We start from the raw sequence: 23046 nt of genomic DNA on the forward strand, positions 1-23046 counted from the left end.
GTGCTTTTAAAAAGGTAAATTGTATATTAAGTTATACGTCAGATTGAAGCTGCTTCCAGCGTTTTTACCGAAACCGGGAACATACCATGGGTTAGAGTTTTCATGACTGTCTACGCTCATACGCATTTTATATCGTACAGCCCATCCCATGTGGAAACGCTTGTATATTTTAACTTTAATCCCCACAACTCCTTCCAACCAGCTGGCATTGCTCTTTACACCCAGATCGGCAAAAGGAACTGTTATATGTCCTCCGTAGTTTGGGTCGGTCATGTCAGGACCGCTGGCATCATAAGTGAAGCTGCTCATACCATATCGTAAGCCTACATATAAGTATCCCGGCAGATAAGGTTTCTGGTAGAAGACATTGTAGTCCATACCAATACGGAAATAAGGAGCCGACGTCTTGTAATGCATGTCGTTGGCATCATTGATGACGTCAGTTTTTCCATATCCTATTTCCACTACGGGCAGGAAGCGGTTTTTTAAGTTAGTCTGAACGATGATTTCACTGCTCAAAATGTCACCTCCCAGCAAATATCCTCCTGCGCCGGCAACTTCTATGCCGACGGAAGTTCCCTGATAAAGTGGAGAAGCCTTGTATTCTGCCTTCAATGTCTCTTTGTCCTTTTTTTGTGCATATGCATGCGACGGCAATAGGACAAGACTACTCGTCAGTATCAAGAACAGTGAAATATATTTTAAAGTTTTCTTTTTCATTATTGTCTATATTCGGATTGGTTATAGTCAATGAATCGAGGCGGTGACGGGTATTTTCTACTTTGGTGACCTCGTAAAACATCATGGAGCCACAGTCCAGGTTGGTGAAATACGGGATGTTCCGGTGTTCGATATTGATGGTATCAGTACCGGCATACCGTCTTTCCAGACTGCGATAAATAAAGACAAACCGTGTATGAGTGCCGTAGCTGAACGGGAGTTCGAAACTGCTGGCACCCGCTTCCTTGTTGATGAGTGTATCCGATACGAGTGAATCCTGTACGGTACGGGGCTGGAGGCTTCCGTCGGGCAGGGTATCGTATACTACGATGTCGGCATGTGTCTGTCCCACAATCGTAATGGTGTCCGATGTATTGAAAGACCTTCCGTGCTGGTCTACTAATGAAAAATATGCATACGACATGGAGTTGGGTGGACAGTTTTCTACTTCACACCCCGGGAAGAATATGCATATTAATAAAAGCAAGCCTAATATGGCCGGTAGTTTCTTCATGGTTACAGTTCTTTTTCTATTTGATATTTGTTTCGCTCAGGAGCATTGCGGGCTATCAGTTCTCCGATGAATCCGGCAAGGAAGAGTTGTGTACCGATAATCATGGTTGTAAGAGCCAGATAGAAATACGGACTGTCTGTAATCAGTCTGTACGGATTACCGGCATACAGGTCGTACAACTTGTTGACTCCTATGATAGCTACGGCTATGAAACCGAGAATAAACATGATAGAACCCAGGAAGCCGAAGATATGCATCGGCTTGATACCGAATTTAGACAGGAACCAGAGTGTGAGCAAGTCCAGATAACCGTTGACGAAACGGTTCAGTCCGAATTTTGTCTTTCCGTATTTTCGTGCCTGATGGTGAACCACTTTTTCGCCTATCTTGCTGAAACCGGCATTTTTTGCCAGATAAGGAATATAGCGGTGCATTTCGCCATATACCTCAATGTTCTTGATAACCTCCTTGCGGTAAGCCTTCAGTCCACAGTTGAAATCGTGCAGGTTATGGATACCTGAAACTGCGCGGGCCGTAGCGTTGAACAGTTTGGTCGGAATTGTTTTCGACAGCGGATCATACCGTTTCTGCTTCCATCCCGAAACCAGATCATATCCGTCGACAGTAATCATGCGGTAGAGTTCCGGTATTTCGTCGGGACTGTCCTGAAGATCGGCATCCATTGTGATGACCACATCTCCCTCCGCGCGTTCGAATCCGCAGAACAGTGCCGGAGACTTTCCATAGTTACGGCGGAATTTTATTCCTTTCACCTCCTTGTTGTCTTTACTTAAAGATTCGATGACCTTCCATGAACCGTCGGTACTTCCGTCGTTTACGAAGATGATTTCGTAACTGAATCCGTTCGCGTCCATAACTCTCTTTATCCATGCATGCAGTTCGGGTAAAGACTCTTCCTCATTATATAAAGGAACGATTACTGATATATCCATAGTTTAAAAACGTTTTTTTTGTTTCATTGCCACCAGGCCGGTAGGTATAGCCAGCAGGATGCCGTAAAATATATTTTGAAAAATCAACTGAAATGTAAGTTGCAGCGGAGTCAACGATGAAATCGTATCAAAAGCCTGAATAAGCTGGTCGATGGAAGATACCATTTCGCCCTGGGCACTTGCTTTGATGTTTTCCAGCTGTTGCAGGTATGAGTCTGCCAGAAATCCCTGATCGATAAAGCGGAAATAGACATAGTGTGCTACTGCTGCCAGCAACGCGGCAAACAGATACATGTACAGGGTAAATAAAAAAGCACGGAAAAATGAAATCTCACCGTTACAGTATGTATTTCTGAACTTGCGTACGTAAATGTATCCTAACACAGGAACGAACAGGGTAAGCAGTACGAACAATAGCTGAAGGAGAGGGATAGTGAATCCCAAGGGAAGAAAAATGAATTTGAATATCCAGAATATTCCCATAAAAGTACCGAACCGCATAGCGTGTTCCTGAAGTGTAATCGGTTTGTCTGTTGGCATCTCTGTCTTTACTTTATAACTTTATATATTAAGACTACAAAAGTACGCTTTTTGGAGATATTCCGGGCTATAAAACTTGTAAAAAACGTATTTCTTTCAATTTTTGTGCATTTTTTTGTGGCAAAGTATTGCAGGTTCAAAAAATATGTGTACCTTTGCACCCGCAATCGAGAAACATCGATGATGAATCTCTGATGCAGACATAACATGGGTAAGTCCCATACGGCCAGCTCCCTTCGAATCCTCCAGGGCTTGATCGCAGCAAAGGTAGTTGGTTGTAGCGGCGCGATATGGCAAGCTTGCCCACCTGCCTCTTTAGCTCAGTTGGCCAGAGCACGTGATTTGTAATCTCGGGGTCGTTGGTTCGAATCCGACAAGAGGCTCGAAAAAAACATATTTATTGCCTCTTTAGCTCAGTTGGCCAGAGCACGTGATTTGTAATCTCGGGGTCGTTGGTTCGAATCCGACAAGAGGCTCGAAAAGGTTGGAATATGAATCCAACCTTTTTCTTTTTTATTCCCTCCGAAGAATTTATTTAAGTACAAAAAAATGTCACCGGTGTTGTAGCGGTGACATTTGTGGGGTCAGTAGAAATTTAGTGGGGATACGCATATAGCTTCGCAATGCGGAATAAAAAGAACTTCTTATCAGCTACTCCTCTTAGATTTGCTCTGAACAGTTTAATTTTTGCATTGAACGATTCTGCCATCGCATTTGAAGAACGATGGTTGTAGAAATTCAGTATTTCATCATAGTGCTCATAGAAAGTAGCAGCAATGACATTAAAAGAATGCATCCCTGCTTCTTCTACTTTATTATACCATCGTGCCATAGCCAAACGTGCAGCGTCCTTTATGGTGTTCTTAGAGAAAATCATCCGCAGGGAATGGCACAAACCGTATGCCTTTTTGATGTCAGGGTATTCCTCAAATAGGATTGCTGCCCTTTGCTTCTGTTTTTCCGTCCATTTATCAGCTGACTTGAAAAGCAGATACCGGGAGCGTATAAGTAATTCCCTACGGGTGTCGCCATTGGAATATCGGTATGGGACATAATCTTCGTTCTTCCGCTTAGCTTCTTCCATTTCCTCATTGGCCTGCTGTATGGCATCCCAACGGTGTTTGATGCGTAATTCTTGCACAGCATCACAAGCTAATCTCTGAATGTGAAAACGGTCTATCACACGGCTGGCTTCAGGAAATGCAGTCCGTACAATCTTGCGCATGGAGTCTGAAAGGTCAAGTGTCACTTCTTTAACGGCATAACGGCTTTCCTCGTCAATTCGTTGCAGCACAGCTATTACATCCTCTGATTTAGTTCCTGCCACGACAGCTACCAGGGAGCACTCTCTCGTACAGGCATCACGGTTGGTTACAAAGGTGTAAAGTTCACCGTTGGAGAGTGAGGTCTCGTCAATCGCCAGATACGGTCCCATATTTTCCGGAAACAGCATCCATTCACCGGCATGGGATAACTGTTCCCAATTACGATATCCGCTGAGGACCTCCTTGTACTGTTTTTCAAATGTATGACCATCTATATGATAGAATTCCTCAAGCGTACGGCAGGTCACTGGGGATGTCTCCATACGTTTCTTTTAAAAAAGCCCCAAATTCTTTGGAGTATCTGGTTCCCTTGGCTACAACATCGAGGTCGATGGGAATACTGAAACTTTTACCTGTGCGCAAGTCCGTCCAACGACGACGTCTGATCTTGAGGATTACCTTATGGTCCCGTATGGGAAAGTCTGTCACATTAACAGCTTCCATAAAACCTTTGGATTCAAAATGTTCGTCATTGCTTAACTTGGGATTCATCTTTTCATCCAGACTAATATGAATCTCTTGAGAGGTTTGTTCAACTCCAGAGATAAGAAAGTAATCTAATATCTGAGCCGGCAACACGAGGCTGGCTAGCATGTTCAAATAATCGTTTTTCATAATGCGAAGTAAGCAATACTTTACGAGTATAAAAAATAATCCCCACGAAATTTCTACTGACCCCCAATGAGCCCTAATAGCGGGAATCATACAGCCAAAAGCAAGGGTGTCCATCGCGAGTTGGAATCTGAAAGAAGCTGGCGGCAAACATCTGGTCTGACGAACAGAAACTTCATATAAGGCATATGACCGTGGGTAAGGTTGCGAAACAAACTAAAGCCCTATAGCTATTCGGGACGGTTAGTGTAAATGGAGCAGACATAAGATTGAAAGTTAATACCCTTATCCGAGGAGGTCTCACGGACATATGGTGAGGATGAATGATTCGAAGTACCATGATGGAGTAAAGCTTGCCGTGAGAAGTCAGCAGAGGTCGTAGTACCCAAGGCATGTATGCCTATAGGGAAGGACCAAACTTTATTTAAACGGCATAACTGAAAACTACCGTTTGTTGGAACGAATGCATAAAACCAAAACAGAAGTATTGGGCTACCTTTAAAGAGATAGGACGGAATCCGAAGGGTATAAAGGAGCGCAGACCTACAAATGGATGGTTGAAGAAGATGTCGTGGAAGTGTCTTTCGAAGAATACGAAAGGCATCCATAGTAAAGAACCGCCGTATGCCGAACGGCACGTACGGTGGTGTGAGAGGTCGGAAAACGAAAGTAGGAAGAAAACTACTTCGTTTTCCTCCTACTCGATTATTCCCTCCGAAGAATTTATTTAAGTACAAAAAAATGTCACCGGTGTTGTAGCGGTGACATTTGTGTACATAAAATTAGTCTAGTCTAATTGTTTTCCTCTTTAATTCTTCTGCATATAAAACAATCTTGTTTCGTTTTTGTTTTAAAAACTTCCAGTTTTTTTATTAAAATTTTTCAGTCAGGCTTTGCCGTAGGTATACAACCGGATTCCAAAAGAAAGCATAAAGCGATAACGGTTGTCTGTTTGTTAGGAAAAACGGAAGATTATTGACATGGCCTGTATCAAATTTTGTTGTTCAAGAGAAAAGTAAGCTAGTGAAAACTGAAAAATTATTCAGATTCCTGCATAAAAGATAAAAGAAAAGTCTGCTTTTATGCGTATTTCTCCCTCATGTTTTGGAAAAATATTGTGGAAAATTAAAAAAAACATCGAGATAAATTAAAAAAATGACTCGATAAGTTGGCTGACTCTTCCGGTAACATGTACAGATACCCTTAAAAAAGGTGCTTTAATGTTTCTGGAAGGAGCTGTTTTGTTCTTCATAAAGTGTTAAAATTTTATCTATCATCTTGGTTATGAGCAGTATCTCTTCGAGATTGTTCCTTTGAAAATATCGGCTTCGGTGCAGGCTGAAAAGAAACGAATCTCGAAGGGAAAAATATGCAAAATGTCAGTTTGTCAACTAACATTTTAGTCTATGTACTGTTGCAATTCGTTCGCAGGAATTTCCTGATTGCCCTGATTCGGCAGAAGGCCAGATGAACCAGTCGGTTCAGTCATTCGTTCTTCATCGCCACATGCGGCAGTCTGCATGCCTCCCCAAAAAAGAAAGTCTAGTGGTAAAATAATCTTTGTCATACTGCTAATGGTTTGGGTTTATAATTGTTTTCTCGGATTTGACTGAAAGTCTTTAATGTCTTTTTCATATAAACGTCAAAGCAACCGAATCCCCCTATGTTTATTTGTTAAAAAACATTATATCAGCAATCATGCCTATGGTATGATGTATCCTGATAGCGGAAAATGGATTCCGTTATTAGGTTTATTCTTTTTCGGGAATATTGCTTTGTTGTTTCTGCTGTAATAAAGCCTTTATGTTGACTGAGTCGAATACAGGTGCTCGGTGTGTTTCAAAGTATTTGTGATTAGGTGCGATGCTATGCATCAGATCGAAATAGCGAACAGAAGCGACAGGTATCATCAGGTGATACCTGTTTTTCTTTCCTTGCCTATATTCCCAGACAGCGGTCTGGGTCTGTTCGTCTAGTATATGGATGAACAGATCTGTTTCTTCAAGTCGGAAATGATAGAGAGTAGGCGACAGTTTTCGGCTTTCTCTGAGTGGAAAGGTATAGATTTCAAAATCTTTCTGTATCAGAAGAGAGTCTGTTAATCTTCTGGGAGCTGGACTGTCTGCTTCAGGCGGAATGTAGGCATAGGGCTTTCCGTCGAAATAATGCAGAGGAATCCAGTCGGCAGGTAGTCCGAAGGTGTTTACTTTCTGGTAAGGAGTACCATTGTTTTTCAGGTGATAGTTTCTGTGTTCCTTGATTTGCTGTAGGTAATCTTCATGGTTACCTTCGAAACGATTAATCCAGTAGTCCGGTTGGAAATACTCGCTTTGTCGGTCCGGTTCCAAAAAGATATACGTGTTTCGTGACATTTTTCCAGCCTCACAGTCGTATTCCTGCACAAAAAAGAGTGTATCATTTTCTACAAATTGTCCGGCTATCAGTAACGTATGGTCATTTTGTATGAGTGTATCTCTTTTTTCCTTGTATGCCACCCTTGTATCTGCCCGGGCATGTCCCGAGAAAGACTGTATGTCTTGTTCCAAAAAGAGATTTTTTGCTTTCCCTTGAAGTGGTATGAAAGAGGTAAGGATACATCCGGTAACTAACGCGGACCTTGTAAGTGAGATCTTTCTCATTTGTTTGATTATTAGAGAGGTTAATAAGCAGGCAATAAAACAAATATACTGAATCTTTAGTCTTCTGTAAAACATTTGAAGTGAAAATTTTCAATATACCGTATTAAGATTTCGCATTGCATTCTTCTGTACTTCTTGTCTTTTGCGTATTTTTGCACTCGAAAATCGAACTATTAATTATAAAATAAAAAAGGAATGGGTGGTTTTTTCGGTACAGTCTCAATGGCTGAATGCGTAACCGATTTATTTTACGGTACGGATTATAACTCACATTTAGGTACGAAACGTGCCGGTATGGCAACATATTCGGAAGGCGAAGGTTTCGTTCGTTCTATTCATAGTCTGGAAAGTTCTTATTTTCGCACCAAGTTTGAATCGGAACTTCCAAAATTCAGAGGCAAGTCGGGTATAGGTGTAATCAGCGATACCGATCCTCAGCCTATCATGATAAATTCTCACCTTGGAAAATTCGCCATTGTAACGGTTGCGAAGATCAACAATGTGGCTGAACTTGAAAAAGATTTGCTCGATGCAAATATGCATTTTGCGGAAATGAGTTTGGGAAAAACAAACCAGACAGAGCTTATTGCATTGCTGATTGTACAGGGAAAAGATTTTGTAGACGGTATTGAAAATGTTTACAAGAAAATCAAAGGTTCCTGCTCGATGCTGATTCTGACAGAAGACGGCATTATTGTGGCACGCGACAAATGGGGGCGTACTCCGATTGTGATAGGAAAGAAAAATGGTGCTTATGCAGCTACCAGCGAATCAAGCAGTCTGCCCAATCTGGATTACGAAATCGACCGTTATGTAGGTCCGGGAGAAATTATCCGTATGCGTGCTGACGGACTGGAGCAGCTTCGCAAGCCGAATGAAGACATGCAGATTTGCTCGTTCCTGTGGGTTTATTATGGCTTCCCGGTATCTTGCTACGAAGGACGTAATGTAGAAGAAGTTCGTTTCATGAGCGGTTACAAAATGGGTAAGACCGATGAGTCGGAAGTGGACTGTGCCTGCGGTATTCCCGATTCAGGTGTAGGTATGGCATTGGGATATGCCGAAGGAAAGGGTATTCCTTATCATCGTGCCATTGCGAAATATACACCAACCTGGCCACGTAGCTTTACTCCCAGCAATCAGGCTATGCGTTCGCTTGTGGCAAAGATGAAACTGATTCCCAACCGTGCCATGTTGCAGGGTAAGCGTATTCTGTTCTGTGATGACTCTATCGTACGCGGTACTCAGCTTCGTGACAATGTGAATGTGTTGTACGATTACGGAGCTAAAGAGGTTCACATGCGTATTGCCTGTCCGCCGCTGATTTACGGTTGTCCGTTTATCGGTTTCACTTCTTCAAAGAGCGATATGGAACTGATTACCCGCCGTATCATTAAGGAAATAGAAGGTGATGAAAATGCTAAGCTGGATAAGTATGCTACTACCGACTCACCTGAATACAAGGAACTGGTAGAACGCATCCGTGCCCGCTTCGGACTGACATCATTGAAGTTCAATACACTGGAAACGCTGATAGAGGCTATCGGTCTGCCGAAATGCAAGGTGTGCACACACTGTTTCGATGGTTCAAGCCACTTCTAAACAGCTTTTTCTGATATGAAATAAGCGCAGAATCCATCCGGAACTACCGGAATTATGGATTCTGCGCTTATTCTTTTTATAGACTTCTGAAGCAGGTTTACACTATATCAGAATGCTTCTGTCATATTGAAATAGAACAAATTCTGTCGGTTGATGAAATTACGTCCGAAGTCCAGTCGGACATTCATGCGAGGTTGCACTTCTATGCGCAGACCTACTCCGGCGTTAGGCAATACTCCTTCAATTTTTCCGGGAGTTGGTCCCATGAATCCGGCTCCTCCCCAGGCCACGAATCCCAGGTGATGAATGACCTTCTTTATCCAGTTGCTTTGATCAGTATTGAACATTTGGCGGTATTCCATCAAAGCGATGTGCGAGCTTTTATCACGGTATTGTCCCATGTAGTAACCGCGCAGATCGAAAGGTGTACCGCTAAGCACATATTTATTTAAAGGTATGTTGTTCCCAAAAACATTTTTGGTCTGCACCGTCCATGCCAGCACTTTTCGCTGACCAACTGATTTGTACTGCCGGTAGTCGAACTCGAAGCGATAAAAGTTGTCATCACCTCCCAGCCATTTCTGATACATGATTCCACGGAAGTCCAGATAAACTCCCTTGTACGGATTGGCGGGAACATCGCGTGTATCGTAAGTCAGCAAGAATCCCAGTCCGGAGCTGAAATTGCTGTATCCGCTTGTACCTCCTCCAGCTCTTTTGTAATCTTCCTGTTCTGTCAGATACTTGGCGGGATCAGTTATCTTGTCGTAGTTCAAGTCGATTTGCGGACCGACGAAGAAATTACTTTCTCCTATACGGAACAGAAACCATGGGTTTATCTGTATACCGCTGTACCGGTATTGACTGGTAGTATCGCTGCGCACATAGTCTTTGTTTGTGCTGTATCCTACTCCGTAGAAATTTTCCTGAGTATTTTTATAGCTGAACTGTCCGAAGATGCGGAACTTGTCATCCTTGAAGAAAAGCTGAGGCTTAACCATGATGTTCAGCCCTCCCTTAAACATGAATGCCATTGCGACGGGCAGTACAGAGCGCCGCATGGTTGTATCTTGTGGATTCATGCGGAATGTCATCAGCGCACTACCTCCCACCAGAAGACCGAAGTCTGGGCTAAAGCTCGGACCTCCCAGAATGTTATAGTGTAAATTGCGTTCTGCTGATTTTTTCTGATGCTTCTTTTTGATGTTTGAAGATGGAATGGAAAGCGTATCGCTTGCAAAGATGCCTGTGGGTTCTTGAGCAAGACAGGCAATGGTAAGCAAGCATGCGGTGCACAGTAGAATTATTTTTTTCATAAATTATAAATTTCGATGACAAAAGTAAGAAAAAAAGCGTTATAGCTCCCGTCTTTTTATAAGACTTTGTGGTATGGTACGTGTTTTTAACTGCTTTATGCTAAAACGGGAGTATCGTTTATAAATAACGGCTAAAAAATGGTAATGCGTTTGGCTGTTCGAAAGCTATTTCCTATTTTTACACAACAGAATTATTAACAACGAAAGAATAATGACAGTAATAGAACGTTTTTTGAAGTATGTAACTTTCGACACACAGTCTGACGAGTCAACCGGTGTAACTCCTAGTACGCCCAAACAAATGGTTTTTGCCAAATATCTGAAAACAGAACTTGAGGCATTGGGGCTGGAGGAAATCTCGTTGGATGACAATGGTTATCTGTTTGCCACTCTTCCTGCAAATGTAGATAGAGATATACCTACAATCGGTTTCATAGCTCATATGGATACCAGCCCCGACATGTCGGGAGAAAATGTAAATCCTAATATCGTCCGTAATTATGGAGGCGAGGATATTACACTGTGTAAAGAAGAGGGAATCATTCTTTCTCCCAAGCAGTTTCCAGAACTGCTCGATCATGTAGGAGAGGATCTGATTGTAACCGACGGCCGTACATTGCTGGGAGCTGATGATAAGGCTGGTATTGCCGAAATCATTGCTGCTGTGGCATATCTGAAAGAACATCCTGAAATAGAACACGGAAAAATTCGCATAGGTTTCAATCCGGATGAAGAAATCGGACTGGGAGCACATAAGTTTGATGTAGAGAAATTCGGATGTAAATGGGCATATACAATGGATGGAGGTGAAGTAGGTGAACTGGAGTTTGAAAACTTCAATGCAGCTGCTGCCAAGGTACATGTAAAGGGTAGAAATGTACATCCGGGTTATGCTAAAGGAAAGATGATTAATGCGCTGCTGGTAGCCAACGAGTTTGTGGGTATGCTGCCTGAAAACGAAACACCGGCTACAACCGAAGGATATGAGGGATTCTATCACCTGATCGGTATGGAAGGTGAGGTAGAGCAGGCTACTGTATCTTATATCATCCGCGATCACGACCGCCAGAAGTTTGAGGCACGTAAGATTTTTATGCAGAAATGTGCCGAAAAGGTTAACGAAAAATATGGCGAAGGTACGGTTAGGGTAGATATTAAAGATCAGTATTACAATATGCGCCAGCAGGTAGAGCCGTTGATGCATATCATCGATATTGCTTTTGCCGCCATGCAGGAAGCCGGAGTGGAACCGAAAGTGAAGGCTATCCGTGGAGGAACAGACGGTGCTCAGTTGTCGTTCAAGGGACTGCCTTGTCCGAATATCTTTGCCGGCGGACTGAATTTCCACGGACGTTACGAATTTGTTCCTATTCAGTCTATCGAAAAGGCTATGAACGTGATTGTCAAGATAGCCGAACTGACTGCCAAGAGATACTAAGAAAGCTGATCCGATAAAGAAATTTATCACAATCTCACCACAGATTGTTGGCTTTTCCAGATGAACCGTCGGTTTTTACAGGAAAGCGAGGAATCTGTGGTGATTATATAAAATATTAACCTTAAACATTCTATCTGATGAAAACTACTCCTTTTACCGAGAAGCATATTGCTCTCGGTGCCAAAATGCATGAATTTGCTGGTTATAACATGCCTATCGAGTATTCGGGTATTCTTGATGAACACCATACAGTCTGTCAGTCGGTAGGAGTATTCGATGTTTCCCATATGGGAGAATTTTGGGTGAAGGGACCGCATGCACTCGAGTTTATTCAGCAGGTTACATCCAATAATGCGGCTGTACTTACTCCGGGAAAAGTGCAGTACACTTGCTTCCCAAATGAAACCGGAGGTATCGTCGATGACTTGCTTGTCTATTTTTATGAACCCGATAAATATATGCTGGTGGTCAATGCAGCTAATATAGAAAAAGACTGGAACTGGTGTGTGGCTCATAATACGGTAGGGGCGGAACTCGAAAATTCATCCGACCGTATTGCTCAGTTGGCTGTTCAGGGACCAAAGGCTATTGATACTTTACAGAAACTCACTTCTCTTAATCTTTCGGAAATACCTTATTATACCTTCCGTGTAGGTGATTTTGCCGGAGTACCGAATGTGATAATCTCGAATACAGGTTATACCGGTGCGGGTGGTTTTGAATTATATTTTTATCCTCAGGATGCCGATCGTATCTGGGATGCTATATTTGAAGCTGGAGCTGAATATGGCATTAAACCTGTCGGACTGGGAGCACGTGATACGCTTCGTCTGGAAATGGGATTCTGTCTGTATGGCAATGATATAGACGACACTACTTCTCCTTTGGAGGCCGGTTTGGGATGGATTACCAAATTTGTCGACGGCAAGAATTTTACCAATCGTCAGGCACTGGAGAAACAGAAGGCAGAAGGTGTAACTCGCCGGTTGGTAGGCTTTGAGATGATAGACCGTGGTATTCCTCGTCATGGATATGCACTGACGGACGGCGAGGGAAATGTTATCGGACATGTAACATCTGGAACGATGTCGCCAACCCGTAAAATCGGAATCGGATTAGGATATGTACAGATTGCATTTGCCAAACCGGATACAGAGATTTATCTGGATAATCGCGGGCGTCGCCTGAAAGCCAAAGTAGTGAAACCTCCTTTCCGACACATGTAGTACTGTGTAAGCAACGATAACAGAAAGAGATAAAAATAAACATAGAAGAACCGTATCAGACTCTTGATTGGGAATGATATGGTTCTTTTTGTTGCTTTCATATTATGTTAGTGACGGTGAAAGGGTTTTTATTGATTTTTATAAATAAGCCTTGTTAGTTCCGATGTAGTTGTTTATTGATTTTATGCTTTATGAAAAATATTATTATATTTGTCGTTGAATATAAAAAATGGCAAAATATATAGGGATTTATATTCTTGTCTGTTTGATTAAGAAAGACCGTACCTTTTTTTAATTGTTGATAAAATATTATGAAAACACTAGGACAATTTTCAAAATTGGCTTTTTGTGCCTTGCTGGCTTCTTCCTGCCTGCAAGCAGAAGCACAAGTTGATTTAGTCAGGGGTGGTAAGACTAAATCGGTAATTATTCTACAAGATGACACCAGAGAGAACCGTACAGCAGCAAATATCCTGCAACTTTTTGTAGGACGTATTTCGGGAGCTGATATTCCAGTTGTAGCAAACCGTAAAGTAAAGAAAGGGGATATACTGATTGGTGGACAGGCTCCTGCCGGAGTGAAAGAAGACGGCTATGCTTTGTCTACTGCCGGTGGTATCTTAAAAATATCCGGTGAGGCTAATGGAGTAGTTTATGGAGCGGTTTCTCTGCTCGAAGATTATCTGGGAGTAGATTATTGGGGAGAAAACGAGTATTCACTGAAGCAGTCGGCTGATATTTCCCTGCCCATGATAGAGAAAGTGGATAACCCGGCTTTCCGCTATCGTCAGAGTCAGTGCTATGCCATGCGGAGCGATTCCATTTATAAATGGTGGAACCGCCTGGAAGAACCTCAGGAAACATTTGCAGCCGGATATTGGGTACATACTTTCGACAAGTTGCTTCCGGCTGAAGTATATGGCGAGAAACATCCCGAGTATTATGCATATTTCAACGGAAAAAGACATCCGGGAAAAGCCAGTCAGTGGTGTCTGACCAATCCGGATGTATTCGAAATAGTATCGCAGCGTATAGATTCTATTTTTAAGGCAAATCCTGACAAGAAGCTGATTTGTGTAAGTCAGAATGATGGAAATTATACAAACTGTACATGTGAAAACTGCCGGAAAATAGACGAGGAAGAAGGAGCTTTGTCTGGCTCTATGATTTATTTCTTGAATAAGTTGGCTGCACGTTTCCCCGACAAGGAGTTTGCTACACTTGCTTATTTGTATACGATGAATCCTCCCAAGCATATTAAACCTTTGCCTAATGTAACGGTGATGTTGTGTGATATTGATTGCGAGAGAGAAGTTTCGTTGACCGAAAATGCCAGTGGACGTCAGTTTATGAAAGCCCTCGAAGGCTGGTCGCAGATATCAGACAATCTCTTTGTATGGGACTATGGAATTAATTTCGACAATTATTTGTCACCTTTCCCGAATTTTCATATTCTGCAGGATAATATACGTACCTTCCGTGATCATCATGTAAAGATGCATTTCTCTCAGATAGCAGGTAGCTGGTGTGGCGATTTTGCCGAATTGAGAGCTTATCTTGTTGCCAAACTGATGTGGAATCCGGATGCTGATGTTGATAAGCTGATGAAGCATTTTCTGAACGGTTATTATGGTGCAGCAGGAGATTATTTATACCGTTATATCAAAGTGATGGAAGGAGCTTTACTGGGAAGTGGATTGCGTCTGTGGATTTACGACTCTCCGGTATCACATAAAAACGGTATGCTTCGTCCGGCTTTGATGAAGCGCTATCAGCAGCTTTTCGATGAGGCTGAAGCTTCGGTAAGCAATGATCCGGTGCTGTTGGAACGTGTAAAGAGAGCACGTCTTCCGTTGCTCTATTCTGAGTTGGAACTTTTGCGTACTGAGCAGGAAAAAGACTTTACTGCTGTTGTTCAGAAACTGGATTATTTTGAAAAAGAAGTAGAACGTATGGGTGATCCGGCTTTAAACGAACGTAATAATCATGCAATGGATTATTGTAAACTGTACCGCGAGCGTTATTTGCCGAGAAAAGAAGTCAATCTGGCTAAAGGTGCCAAAGTAACCTGGCTGGAGAAACCTCATGACCGTTATATGAAATTAGGTGAAACAGCACTGACCGACGGACTGTTTGGTGGTTCCAGTTTTGTTGAGAGCTGGGTAGGCTGGGAAGGAACCGATGGAGCTTTCGTTCTTGATATGGGCAAGGTGAAAGAGGTGAGAAGTATTGAAACAGACTTCTTGCATCAGATAGGGCAGTGGATTCTCTTCCCGCTGAGTGTGTCATACAGCTATTCAACCGACGGAAAAGAATATCATTTGTGGAAGACCATCGATATGCCTGAAGAGCGTTCGGGTATGGTGCTTTTCAGAGGTGTAAAAGCCGACTCGGAAGTACCTTTGCAGGCTCGTTATCTGAAAGTAGAGGTCACCGGAACAAAGGTATGTCCTCACTGGCATTACGGAGTAGGACATCCTTCTTGGTTCTTTATCGATGAAGTTACTGTACAATGAGTTTTATTTCTTTAAAATATATTTTTGCTTCATAGTTTTTTAAGATAGACTGAGTTCTAAAGATGGCATGTTGCCTCTTGGAACTCAGTTTTCTTTTGTGGCTGTGTCTGTTTTCCTGGCTGTAAGGAATCATTTATTTGTGAATCACTGTTACAAACTGAGGCTGTTTTCTTAATTTATGTTGTAAAACACAGTTTTTTGACCTGATTATTTGCTAATTCCCAGATACTCCGTATCTTTGCACTGTGTTTTTCATAGTATTAGATTTAAGGTTAACAAAGGTTGGAGTACAGCGGTACTCCTTTTTTTATGTCCGTACTTTGGGAAGTACCGGATATAAAAAAAGAGAAACCCGACAAAAAGCCAAGGTTTCTCTTGAAATTTTAAAAAAGCTGACAATTAATTTTTTTCCAAATTCATTAATACACGTCCCAGCATCATGATAGTTGATCCACGGAGCTCAGGAAGCGAAGTTCTGATGTAACTGATAATCTCCGGTGTCAATTCCGGTGAGTTGGGGAACAGACGAGTTACATTGAGCAGGATAAGCTCGAAATCTTTTTGGTCTAATTCTCCTTTCTTGTTTTTTACCATTTCGAAAAATTGTTTTTTATCTCCTTTGGCATAACATTCTATCAGTTCGAACATTGGTGCGAAAGGATATTTTTTGTCAAGTTTCAGTGAACGGATATCCTTTTTCGTCTGCTGATATTCTGCTTCATTATATTTGTTTTCTTCGAACGTATAGCCTGACAGATAAGTAGAAAGAGCCGAATGATATAGCTTCTGGATATGGCTTAATGCTTCTTCTTTTACTTTTGCGTCAGCCTGATTGATATGTTTTACCCAATATTGACATTTCGGGTCGGAGATGTCAAAAGTGTATCGTGAGAAAACAAACAGATTTTCTGCCGAAAGTTTCTGTTTGTCAGTCAGTGAATTGAAATAGTCATTAATGATTTTATACCCTTCATCGTATTTCTTTTTTTCCATGAAATCCATGGCATAAGCGTTAACGAGCTCCGGAGTTCTTTCACCACTTTCGTAACGTTGTTTCATACGCTCAGGAGTCAGCTCAGGATTTAGTTCGTTCTTTACCTTCGTGATGAAAGCATCGGCGGGGAAAGCACCGGTAATGGTTACTTTTGCATTACCTTGCTGGTCGGCAATGATAAAAGTCGGATAAGCCTTTATATTGAATTGCTGTGCAAGTGCTTTTCCTTCTTTTTCTGCGTTCAGTTTAATGCAGACAAACTGTGCATTAAAGAAATCGCCTACTTGTTTTTGCGGGAATACTTCTTTAGACATCTTCCGGCAAGGACCGCACCAGTCCGTATAGAAATCGATGAATACAAGTTTGTTTTCTGCTTGTGACTGTTTGAGCGCTTCATTGAAATCAATGTTGCGGAAATTGGTCTGAGCTGTTACGGTACCTGTTGCCAGTGTCAGACCAAATAAAAGTGTTATAAGTGTTTTTTTCATACTACTATGATTTATAATTTAGAAACGAACTCCTATAGAGGCTGATATTTTTCTGGAGAACGGATAATCGATACCACGTTCTTCTTTGATGGTAGATAAGCGGAAGAGGTTATTACCATAGATGCGCACATTGAATGAAGAAGCACCGATGGATTGCAGCCATTTTCCGGTAGTGGTTTCATATCCCACAGACAGAGTAGACAATTCCAGTGTGTTGTCGTCGGCAATGAAGCGGGAAGACATGTTGGTTACAGTGGTATCGTCGATACGTTTGAACTTGGCAATATCACCCGGTTTCTGCCATCTGCCGTAAAGTGCTCGTTTGTCCTGATTGTATTTTACTTGAACGTCGCTGATATTTTCTACTTTGTTGAACAGGGTAGACAAGAATGCTTGTCCGCCATAGCGATAGCTGAATATAGCATTGATAGAGAATCCTTTCCAGTAGAAGCTGGAACCAAATGCTCCTTCAATATCCGGAGTAGAGTCACCACAGATTACTTCGTCGGCAGAATCCCACTTAAAGGTATACGAACCGTCTTTACGGATGAATATTTCATTACCGGTCATCGGGTCAATACCTGCTGAGCGTACTGCATAAAGAGCTGTCGGGCTGGCTCCGTCGTAGTAACGGATCAGACTCTGGTTGGTACGTCCTTTTTCGTTGTATTTCTCCAGCAGATTACCTATGTTGTAATATTCCGATGTAATATGACGCAGGTTGGCATTTACTGTCCAGTTCATATCCGGTTTTCTGATGATGATGTAACTTCCTGTAAAAGTGACACCCTGGTTTCTCATGGCACCAATGTTCATCGGAACAGATGTAATACCAGAAGAGGGCGGGAAGTCGATGTTCAGCAATAACGGGTCGGTTTTCTTTCTGAAATAGTCTACGTTCAGGCGCAGGCGGTTCTGGAACATTTCTACATCAAGACCCCAGTTCTGTTCATTGGTACGTTGCCATTGCAGTCCACTGTTACCCCATGTCTTGACTAAAGCTGACAGACCGAACATATTCGGATAGCTGGTATAATAAGTATATACGCTGTTAGCCATTTTAGCATTCAGGTTGGCATTTCCCGGATTACCGACTGAGTATCTCAGCTTCATGTAGTTGAGGATGTTGTTCTGACGGAAGAACGATTCGTTGTGAATGTTCCATCCTAAACCTAATGACCAGATGGTAGAGAACGGATTATCTACTCCATATACAGACGAACCGTCGGAACGAAGGTTGAAGTCCAGCAAGTAGCGCAACTGATATCCGTAGTTGAAGTTAGCATAATAGCTGGCATGTCTGATTCTGGAAATCGAAGAACTTGGTTTACCGCCTTCTGGATATCCGTTTGAGAAGTTCGGATTCGAGAACATGTCGCTGGAATAACCTATTGCTTGGAAGATAGATAAGTTAGATTGGTTTTCGCTGATTTGCATACTTCCGATGGCGTTGACAGTATGTTTACCGAAAGTCTTACCATAAGAAATGTCTAAGCTTCCGTCGTATGAAGAAGATTTTGTGTTCGATTCGTTATAGCTTCCTTTTTTCAGAACTTCGGTAGTCAGAAACTCACTCATTTCCGGTGATTTGAATACCTGGGCATTATAGCGTCCTACAGTAAGACCGAACTTTCCTCTGATGCGGAGTTCCGATATCGGACGGTATTCAATCTGGAAGTTGTTGACAAAGGTCAGCTGGTTGCTCTTGTCATAGCTGCTCTGATTGAAGTCCCACAGAGGATTGGTGATGTACTGGGTTCCGGAAGTGGCAGATATAATCTCTTCCATGACTTGCTCTACTTCTCCATATTCATTGTATTTGTCGTAAAATGGGTTAGTTTGTGCAAACTTACTGAACGAAACTGTTGGATTTTCTACATCAGTATTAGTGATGTTGGTCTGGTTGGTAAATGCAAACTTATCAATACGGTAAGTCAATTGTACGTTTCCGTTCAGAATGTCACGGCTGGAGTTTTTCATTGCACCGTTTGTCTGTGTGTAAGTCATACCGACACCGTAGCGGAAAGCGGCATCACCTCCTTCGGCAAAGATGTTATGGCTTTGAGTGAAACCTGTTTGCAAAGGCTCGTTCAGCCAGTATGAATCAATTCCCTGCTTACTTCTCAGCAAACGCTGGTTATAAAGACTCCTGTAATACTCATCGATGATATTACCGTTTGAGTCGAGTGAACCATAATAGCCAGCTAGTCTTTCATATTCAAGTTTTTCGGAAGAGTTCATCAGGTTATAGTCAGTCAAATCTGCCCATTCGATACCGAAGTTACCGTTATAGTTAAATTTCAGTCTTCAGGCCTCTGGCTTTTTGGTTTCCACAACTACTACACCATTGGCTGCTTTCGAACCGTAAATAGCAGTAGATGAAGCATCTTTCAAGATCGTGATACTTGCTACTCGGTCCATACTCAGGTCAGTAATGGTCGATAGAGTGGTTTCAAATCCATCTAGAATGAAAAGAGGCTGGTTAGGGTTAGTGCTATATTCTGTTTCCAGACCTACGATGTTGGTGTTACCTCCGATATTGAGGTTCATGGTTGCATTCGGGTCAGATCCGGCAAGATTATTTTCCAGAATGATGAAAGATGGGGCAAGTACTTTCAAACTTTGCAGAACATTCTGGTTGCCGACTGTTTTCAATTCTTTTTCCGAATAAGTAGCCATAGATCCGGTAAAGCTTTCAGCCTTTCGGGTATAGATGCCGGTAATTACGGTTTCCTGTAAGGATACGGCATCCGGTTCCAGGCGGACTTTTAATTTCTCGGAAGGATTGGAAACACGAACCGTCTGTGTTTTCATTCCGACATATGAGAATATGAGCGAGTGGATGTTTGAGGGGATGGCAAAAGTAAATTTACCGTCTATATCTGTTATGACTCCTACTCCATGAGCATTTTTATAGGTAATGTTTACACCCGGTAAAGGATTGCCGTTTTCATTGATGACAACGCCTTGGTAGGTAACTTTATCGCTTTGAGCAGATTGAAAGTTTGGTTAAGATTGTTTTCCGTGGCTGCATGTATCTGTGGGCTAGCGATTGGAAAAACACTTACGGCCAGAGCCAGATAGTTAAGCTTGTTGCCATGTAGCCAACTTTTGATTGGGGGGATGGCTTGCGACAAGCAATTAGAATGCTTCTTTAAATTCATAGTTATTAGTTATTGTAAGATTACGGATGCAAACGTATGGAAAATATATTAACGAATCAATATTTTGTATATTTTTTTTGAAAAAGATGAATTTTAAGCATTTGTTTTCTGTGTTTTAGTTTCTATTTGTAATACTTTTATGTGTGTAGACCTTTAATTTATATCCTGCATGTATATGATAGGGAATTTAACCTGCTAGCTTGATCTGGATTTATGTCAGAAACTGATAGCAAAATTCAGTATATAGTCCTTTTTCCGTCATTGCTGATAATCAGTCTGTTCATTACCCTGAAAAAAATATGCTGTAATTTTAAAAAAAGAAGGTGTATTTTTAGTGAAAACATGCCGTTGTTTTAATGAAGAGAAGGCGTTGTTTTTCCATTGTGCCGCTTTTTGCGGATAATGCGGTGTGTTTTCCTTCGCGCACATGCGCCCGCCCGCGCAATAGATATTATTGTGCATGTTTTCCTCCTCCTTCTGCGTCCGGTAAAAAAATATGCCGCGTAACATAGCTGTTTTCCAGTGTCTTACGAAAAAACTTTGGGAAACGGTCAAAAAAAAGTCGTGTAAAAGTTGGAGTTTGCGAAAAAGTGCGTAATTTTGCACCCGCTTTCGAGAGAGAAACGCGCTGAAGCATTGACAGAGTGAACGTGAGGTTTCCGGTTTTTCGGTTGTTGCCTTGTATCTTACCTTAGCGGTGCTAAGGGAGCGAGAAGGGCTTGCGGTTCCGGTTTCTGACCGCTGGAAAATTTTTTCGAAAAAAAACTTCGAAAAAATTTGGTGGTTAAGAAAAAACCTCTTACCTTTGCAAACGCTTTCGCTAACAAACGGAAGCTTAGAAATAAGAGATAGTTCTTTGAAAGACTTTAGATAAACAAACGAAATGTAGTACAAGCAGTAGTCATGTGATATATATATATAATGTGTATCCGTGATGAAGTGATAAAACCGTCAATCTGATTAAACAATCAAGAAACATTCGGTCACCTGAACAGAGACAAAAAGTACTCGCAAGAGTAAAAAGATATTTTACAATGAAGAGTTTGATCCTGGCTCAGGATGAACGCTAGCTACAGGCTTAACACATGCAAGTCGAGGGGCAGCATGAACTTAGCTTGCTAAGTTTGATGGCGACCGGCGCACGGGTGAGTAACACGTATCCAACCTTCCGTTTACTCAGGGATAGCCTTTCGAAAGAAAGATTAATACCTGATAGTATGGTGAGATTGCATGATGGCACCATTAAAGATTTATTGGTAAACGATGGGGATGCGTTCCATTAGGTAGTAGGCGGGGTAACGGCCCACCTAGCCTGCGATGGATAGGGGTTCTGAGAGGAAGGTCCCCCACATTGGAACTGAGACACGGTCCAAACTCCTACGGGAGGCAGCAGTGAGGAATATTGGTCAATGGGCGAGAGCCTGAACCAGCCAAGTAGCGTGAAGGATGAAGGTCCTACGGATTGTAAACTTCTTTTATACGGGAATAAAGTTTCCTACGTGTAGGATTTTGTATGTACCGTATGAATAAGCATCGGCTAACTCCGTGCCAGCAGCCGCGGTAATACGGAGGATGCGAGCGTTATCCGGATTTATTGGGTTTAAAGGGAGCGCAGACGGGAGATTAAGTCAGTTGTGAAAGTTTGCGGCTCAACCGTAAAATTGCAGTTGATACTGGTTTCCTTGAGTGCAGTTGAGGCAGGCGGAATTCGTGGTGTAGCGGTGAAATGCTTAGATATCACGAAGAACCCCGATTGCGAAGGCAGCTTGCTAAACTGTAACTGACGTTCATGCTCGAAAGTGTGGGTATCAAACAGGATTAGATACCCTGGTAGTCCACACGGTAAACGATGGATACTCGCTGTTGGCGATATACTGTCAGCGGCCAAGCGAAAGCATTAAGTATCCCACCTGGGGAGTACGCCGGCAACGGTGAAACTCAAAGGAATTGACGGGGGCCCGCACAAGCGGAGGAACATGTGGTTTAATTCGATGATACGCGAGGAACCTTACCCGGGCTTAAATTGCAGACGAATTACGAGGAAACTTGTAAGCCGCAAGGCGTCTGTGAAGGTGCTGCATGGTTGTCGTCAGCTCGTGCCGTGAGGTGTCGGCTTAAGTGCCATAACGAGCGCAACCCTCGTGGTCAGTTACTAACAGGTTAAGCTGAGGGCTCTGGCCAGACTGCCATCGTAAGATGTGAGGAAGGTGGGGATGACGTCAAATCAGCACGGCCCTTACGTCCGGGGCTACACACGTGTTACAATGGGAGGTACAGAAGGCCGCTACCCGGCAACGGGATGCCAATCCCCAAAACCTCTCTCAGTTCGGACTGGAGTCTGCAACCCGACTCCACGAAGCTGGATTCGCTAGTAATCGCGCATCAGCCACGGCGCGGTGAATACGTTCCCGGGCCTTGTACACACCGCCCGTCAAGCCATGAAAGCCGGGGGTACCTGAAGTGCGTAACCGCAAGGAGCGCCCTAGGGTAAAACCGGTAATTGGGGCTAAGTCGTAACAAGGTAGCCGTACCGGAAGGTGCGGCTGGAACACCTCCTTTCTGGAGCGTGACCTGAATAAGGGTTTTGTCCCTTGTGCTGCATGGGAGTTTGTTTAACGATATAGAAGAGAGAAAGATGAAGCCGAGTCGGTAACAGACTAGGTTGAACTGAATCACAAAAGCTAGTCCTATAGCTCAGTTGGTTAGAGCGCTACACTGATAATGTAGAGGTCGGCAGTTCAACTCTGCCTGGGACTACCCGAAAGGAAGGAAGAAAAAAACTTCCTTAAAAATTTGCGGGAACGAAGGAAAACGCTTACCTTTGCAGCCGCAAAAAAACGGGGGATTAGCTCAGCTGGCTAGAGCACCTGCTTTGCACGCAGGGGGTCAACGGTTCGAATCCGTTATTCTCCACCATAAAGATAGGTCTATGACATGATGTAACAAGCAAAAAGTAATTTTAGTACGAAAGCTAAAAGTATATATCATCCCGCACTATA

Annotated in this window: 17 protein-coding genes, 4 tRNA genes and 1 rRNA gene; 9 read left to right on the top strand and 13 right to left on the bottom strand. The window is 42.6% G+C overall.

Features of this window, described 5'->3' with window-relative positions; all coding sequences use genetic code 11:
* Positions 1-6: 6 nt before the first annotated feature.
* The 4 genes from BACCOP_RS14020 to BACCOP_RS14035 are packed head-to-tail and all read right to left on the bottom strand — an operon-like array spanning position 7 to position 2727.
* On the bottom strand, positions 7-720 hold the full coding sequence (locus tag BACCOP_RS14020; protein ID WP_007570243.1) for a DUF6048 family protein: 714 nt from the start codon (positions 718-720) through the stop codon (positions 7-9).
* Positions 668-1234: a DUF6452 family protein gene (locus tag BACCOP_RS14025; protein ID WP_007570245.1), complete on the bottom strand. Its 567-nt coding sequence runs from the start codon at positions 1232-1234 to the stop codon at positions 668-670. The genes BACCOP_RS14020 and BACCOP_RS14025 overlap by 53 nt, the downstream gene beginning before the upstream one ends.
* A gap of 2 nt (positions 1235-1236) precedes the next feature.
* Positions 1237-2187 (bottom strand): glycosyltransferase family 2 protein, encoded by a 951-nt coding sequence (locus tag BACCOP_RS14030; protein ID WP_007570246.1) that lies wholly within the window; start codon positions 2185-2187, stop codon positions 1237-1239.
* 3 nt (positions 2188-2190) lie between these two features.
* On the bottom strand, positions 2191-2727 hold the full coding sequence (locus tag BACCOP_RS14035; RefSeq protein ID WP_007570249.1) for a DUF4199 domain-containing protein: 537 nt from the start codon (positions 2725-2727) through the stop codon (positions 2191-2193).
* A 309-nt stretch (positions 2728-3036) separates the two neighbouring features.
* Between BACCOP_RS14035 and BACCOP_RS14040 the strand changes: the two genes are divergently transcribed.
* Positions 3037-3110 (top strand) — tRNA-Thr (locus BACCOP_RS14040).
* A gap of 19 nt (positions 3111-3129) precedes the next feature.
* A tRNA-Thr gene (locus BACCOP_RS14045) sits at positions 3130-3203 on the top strand.
* Between the two features lie 119 nt (positions 3204-3322).
* Here BACCOP_RS14045 and BACCOP_RS14050 read toward each other — a convergent pair.
* The 5 genes from BACCOP_RS14050 to BACCOP_RS14060 form a co-directional block, all read right to left on the bottom strand.
* Positions 3323-4315, bottom strand: a complete 993-nt coding sequence (locus BACCOP_RS14050; protein ID WP_155162804.1) for an ISAon1 family transposase — start codon at positions 4313-4315, stop codon at positions 3323-3325.
* Complete coding sequence (locus BACCOP_RS14055; protein WP_007570320.1) at positions 4281-4667, bottom strand: ISAon1 family transposase N-terminal region protein; 387 nt, start codon at positions 4665-4667, stop codon at positions 4281-4283. The genes BACCOP_RS14050 and BACCOP_RS14055 overlap by 35 nt, the downstream gene beginning before the upstream one ends.
* 227 nt (positions 4668-4894) lie before the next feature.
* Positions 4895-5401, bottom strand: a complete 507-nt coding sequence (locus tag BACCOP_RS21435; protein WP_007570252.1) for a hypothetical protein — start codon at positions 5399-5401, stop codon at positions 4895-4897.
* Positions 5402-6063: 662 nt separating this feature from the next.
* Positions 6064-6231, bottom strand: a complete 168-nt coding sequence (locus tag BACCOP_RS20495) for a hypothetical protein (protein WP_007570254.1) — start codon at positions 6229-6231, stop codon at positions 6064-6066.
* A gap of 184 nt (positions 6232-6415) precedes the next feature.
* The gene (locus BACCOP_RS14060) at positions 6416-7210 is read right to left on the bottom strand and encodes a hypothetical protein (RefSeq protein WP_040312099.1); all 795 of its coding nucleotides are present in this window, start codon (positions 7208-7210) and stop codon (positions 6416-6418) included.
* Positions 7211-7498: 288 nt separating this feature from the next.
* On the opposite strand from BACCOP_RS14060, the gene BACCOP_RS14065 reads away from it, so the two are divergent.
* On the top strand, positions 7499-8905 hold the full coding sequence (locus BACCOP_RS14065) for an amidophosphoribosyltransferase (RefSeq protein ID WP_007570256.1): 1407 nt from the start codon (positions 7499-7501) through the stop codon (positions 8903-8905).
* Positions 8906-9012: 107 nt separating this feature from the next.
* On the opposite strand, the gene BACCOP_RS14070 is transcribed toward BACCOP_RS14065, so the two are convergent.
* A complete protein-coding gene (locus tag BACCOP_RS14070) occupies positions 9013-10221 on the bottom strand; it encodes a BamA/TamA family outer membrane protein (RefSeq protein WP_007570257.1) in 1209 nt (402 codons plus the stop codon).
* 211 nt (positions 10222-10432) lie between these two features.
* Here BACCOP_RS14070 and pepT point away from each other — a divergent pair, with 211 nt between their 5' ends.
* From pepT to BACCOP_RS14085, 3 genes are all read left to right on the top strand, one after another.
* Positions 10433-11659, top strand: a complete 1227-nt coding sequence (gene pepT / locus BACCOP_RS14075) for a peptidase T (protein ID WP_007570258.1) — start codon at positions 10433-10435, stop codon at positions 11657-11659.
* Positions 11660-11796: 137 nt separating this feature from the next.
* A complete protein-coding gene (gene gcvT / locus BACCOP_RS14080; protein WP_007570259.1) occupies positions 11797-12885 on the top strand; it encodes a glycine cleavage system aminomethyltransferase GcvT in 1089 nt (362 codons plus the stop codon).
* A 311-nt stretch (positions 12886-13196) separates the two neighbouring features.
* On the top strand, positions 13197-15401 hold the full coding sequence (locus BACCOP_RS14085) for a DUF4838 domain-containing protein (protein WP_007570261.1): 2205 nt from the start codon (positions 13197-13199) through the stop codon (positions 15399-15401).
* 399 nt (positions 15402-15800) lie between these two features.
* Here the strand turns inward: BACCOP_RS14085 and BACCOP_RS19285 are convergent, their stop codons facing one another.
* From BACCOP_RS19285 to BACCOP_RS19290, 3 genes are read right to left on the bottom strand one after another with little or no spacing between them, the layout of a single operon-like run.
* Positions 15801-16883, bottom strand: a complete 1083-nt coding sequence (locus tag BACCOP_RS19285) for a thioredoxin family protein (RefSeq protein ID WP_007570265.1) — start codon at positions 16881-16883, stop codon at positions 15801-15803.
* Positions 16884-16901: 18 nt separating this feature from the next.
* A complete protein-coding gene (locus BACCOP_RS14095; protein WP_148315601.1) occupies positions 16902-19142 on the bottom strand; it encodes a SusC/RagA family TonB-linked outer membrane protein in 2241 nt (746 codons plus the stop codon).
* 48 nt (positions 19143-19190) lie between these two features.
* On the bottom strand, positions 19191-19841 hold the full coding sequence (locus BACCOP_RS19290) for a carboxypeptidase-like regulatory domain-containing protein (RefSeq protein ID WP_227994754.1): 651 nt from the start codon (positions 19839-19841) through the stop codon (positions 19191-19193).
* Between the two features lie 1237 nt (positions 19842-21078).
* On the opposite strand from BACCOP_RS19290, the gene BACCOP_RS14110 reads away from it, so the two are divergent.
* The 3 genes from BACCOP_RS14110 (at position 21079) to BACCOP_RS14120 (ending at position 22963) form a co-directional block, all read left to right on the top strand.
* Positions 21079-22606: ribosomal RNA gene (locus BACCOP_RS14110) — 16S ribosomal RNA — on the top strand.
* A gap of 124 nt (positions 22607-22730) precedes the next feature.
* A tRNA-Ile gene (locus BACCOP_RS14115) sits at positions 22731-22804 on the top strand.
* Positions 22805-22886: 82 nt separating this feature from the next.
* Positions 22887-22963 (top strand) — tRNA-Ala (locus BACCOP_RS14120).
* Positions 22964-23046 lie beyond the last annotated feature (83 nt).

The organism is Phocaeicola coprocola DSM 17136, from assembly GCF_000154845.1.
GTDB classification, from domain to species: Bacteria; Bacteroidota; Bacteroidia; order Bacteroidales; family Bacteroidaceae; genus Phocaeicola; species Phocaeicola coprocola.

Coding starts and splice junctions, on each gene's coding strand:
- BACCOP_RS14020 (WP_007570243.1), bottom strand. CDS start 720: ATGAAAAAGAAAACTTTAAAATATATTTCACTGTTCTTGATACTGACG.
- BACCOP_RS14025 (WP_007570245.1), bottom strand. CDS start 1,234: ATGAAGAAACTACCGGCCATATTAGGCTTGCTTTTATTAATATGCATA.
- BACCOP_RS14030 (WP_007570246.1), bottom strand. CDS start 2,187: ATGGATATATCAGTAATCGTTCCTTTATATAATGAGGAAGAGTCTTTA.
- BACCOP_RS14035 (WP_007570249.1), bottom strand. CDS start 2,727: ATGCCAACAGACAAACCGATTACACTTCAGGAACACGCTATGCGGTTC.
- BACCOP_RS14050 (WP_155162804.1), bottom strand. CDS start 4,315: ATGGAGACATCCCCAGTGACCTGCCGTACGCTTGAGGAATTCTATCAT.
- BACCOP_RS14055 (WP_007570320.1), bottom strand. CDS start 4,667: ATGAAAAACGATTATTTGAACATGCTAGCCAGCCTCGTGTTGCCGGCT.
- BACCOP_RS20495 (WP_007570254.1), bottom strand. CDS start 6,231: ATGACAAAGATTATTTTACCACTAGACTTTCTTTTTTGGGGAGGCATG.
- BACCOP_RS14065 (WP_007570256.1), top strand. CDS start 7,499: ATGGGTGGTTTTTTCGGTACAGTCTCAATGGCTGAATGCGTAACCGAT.
- BACCOP_RS14070 (WP_007570257.1), bottom strand. CDS start 10,221: ATGAAAAAAATAATTCTACTGTGCACCGCATGCTTGCTTACCATTGCC.
- pepT (WP_007570258.1), top strand. CDS start 10,433: ATGACAGTAATAGAACGTTTTTTGAAGTATGTAACTTTCGACACACAG.
- gcvT (WP_007570259.1), top strand. CDS start 11,797: ATGAAAACTACTCCTTTTACCGAGAAGCATATTGCTCTCGGTGCCAAA.
- BACCOP_RS14085 (WP_007570261.1), top strand. CDS start 13,197: ATGAAAACACTAGGACAATTTTCAAAATTGGCTTTTTGTGCCTTGCTG.
- BACCOP_RS19285 (WP_007570265.1), bottom strand. CDS start 16,883: ATGAAAAAAACACTTATAACACTTTTATTTGGTCTGACACTGGCAACA.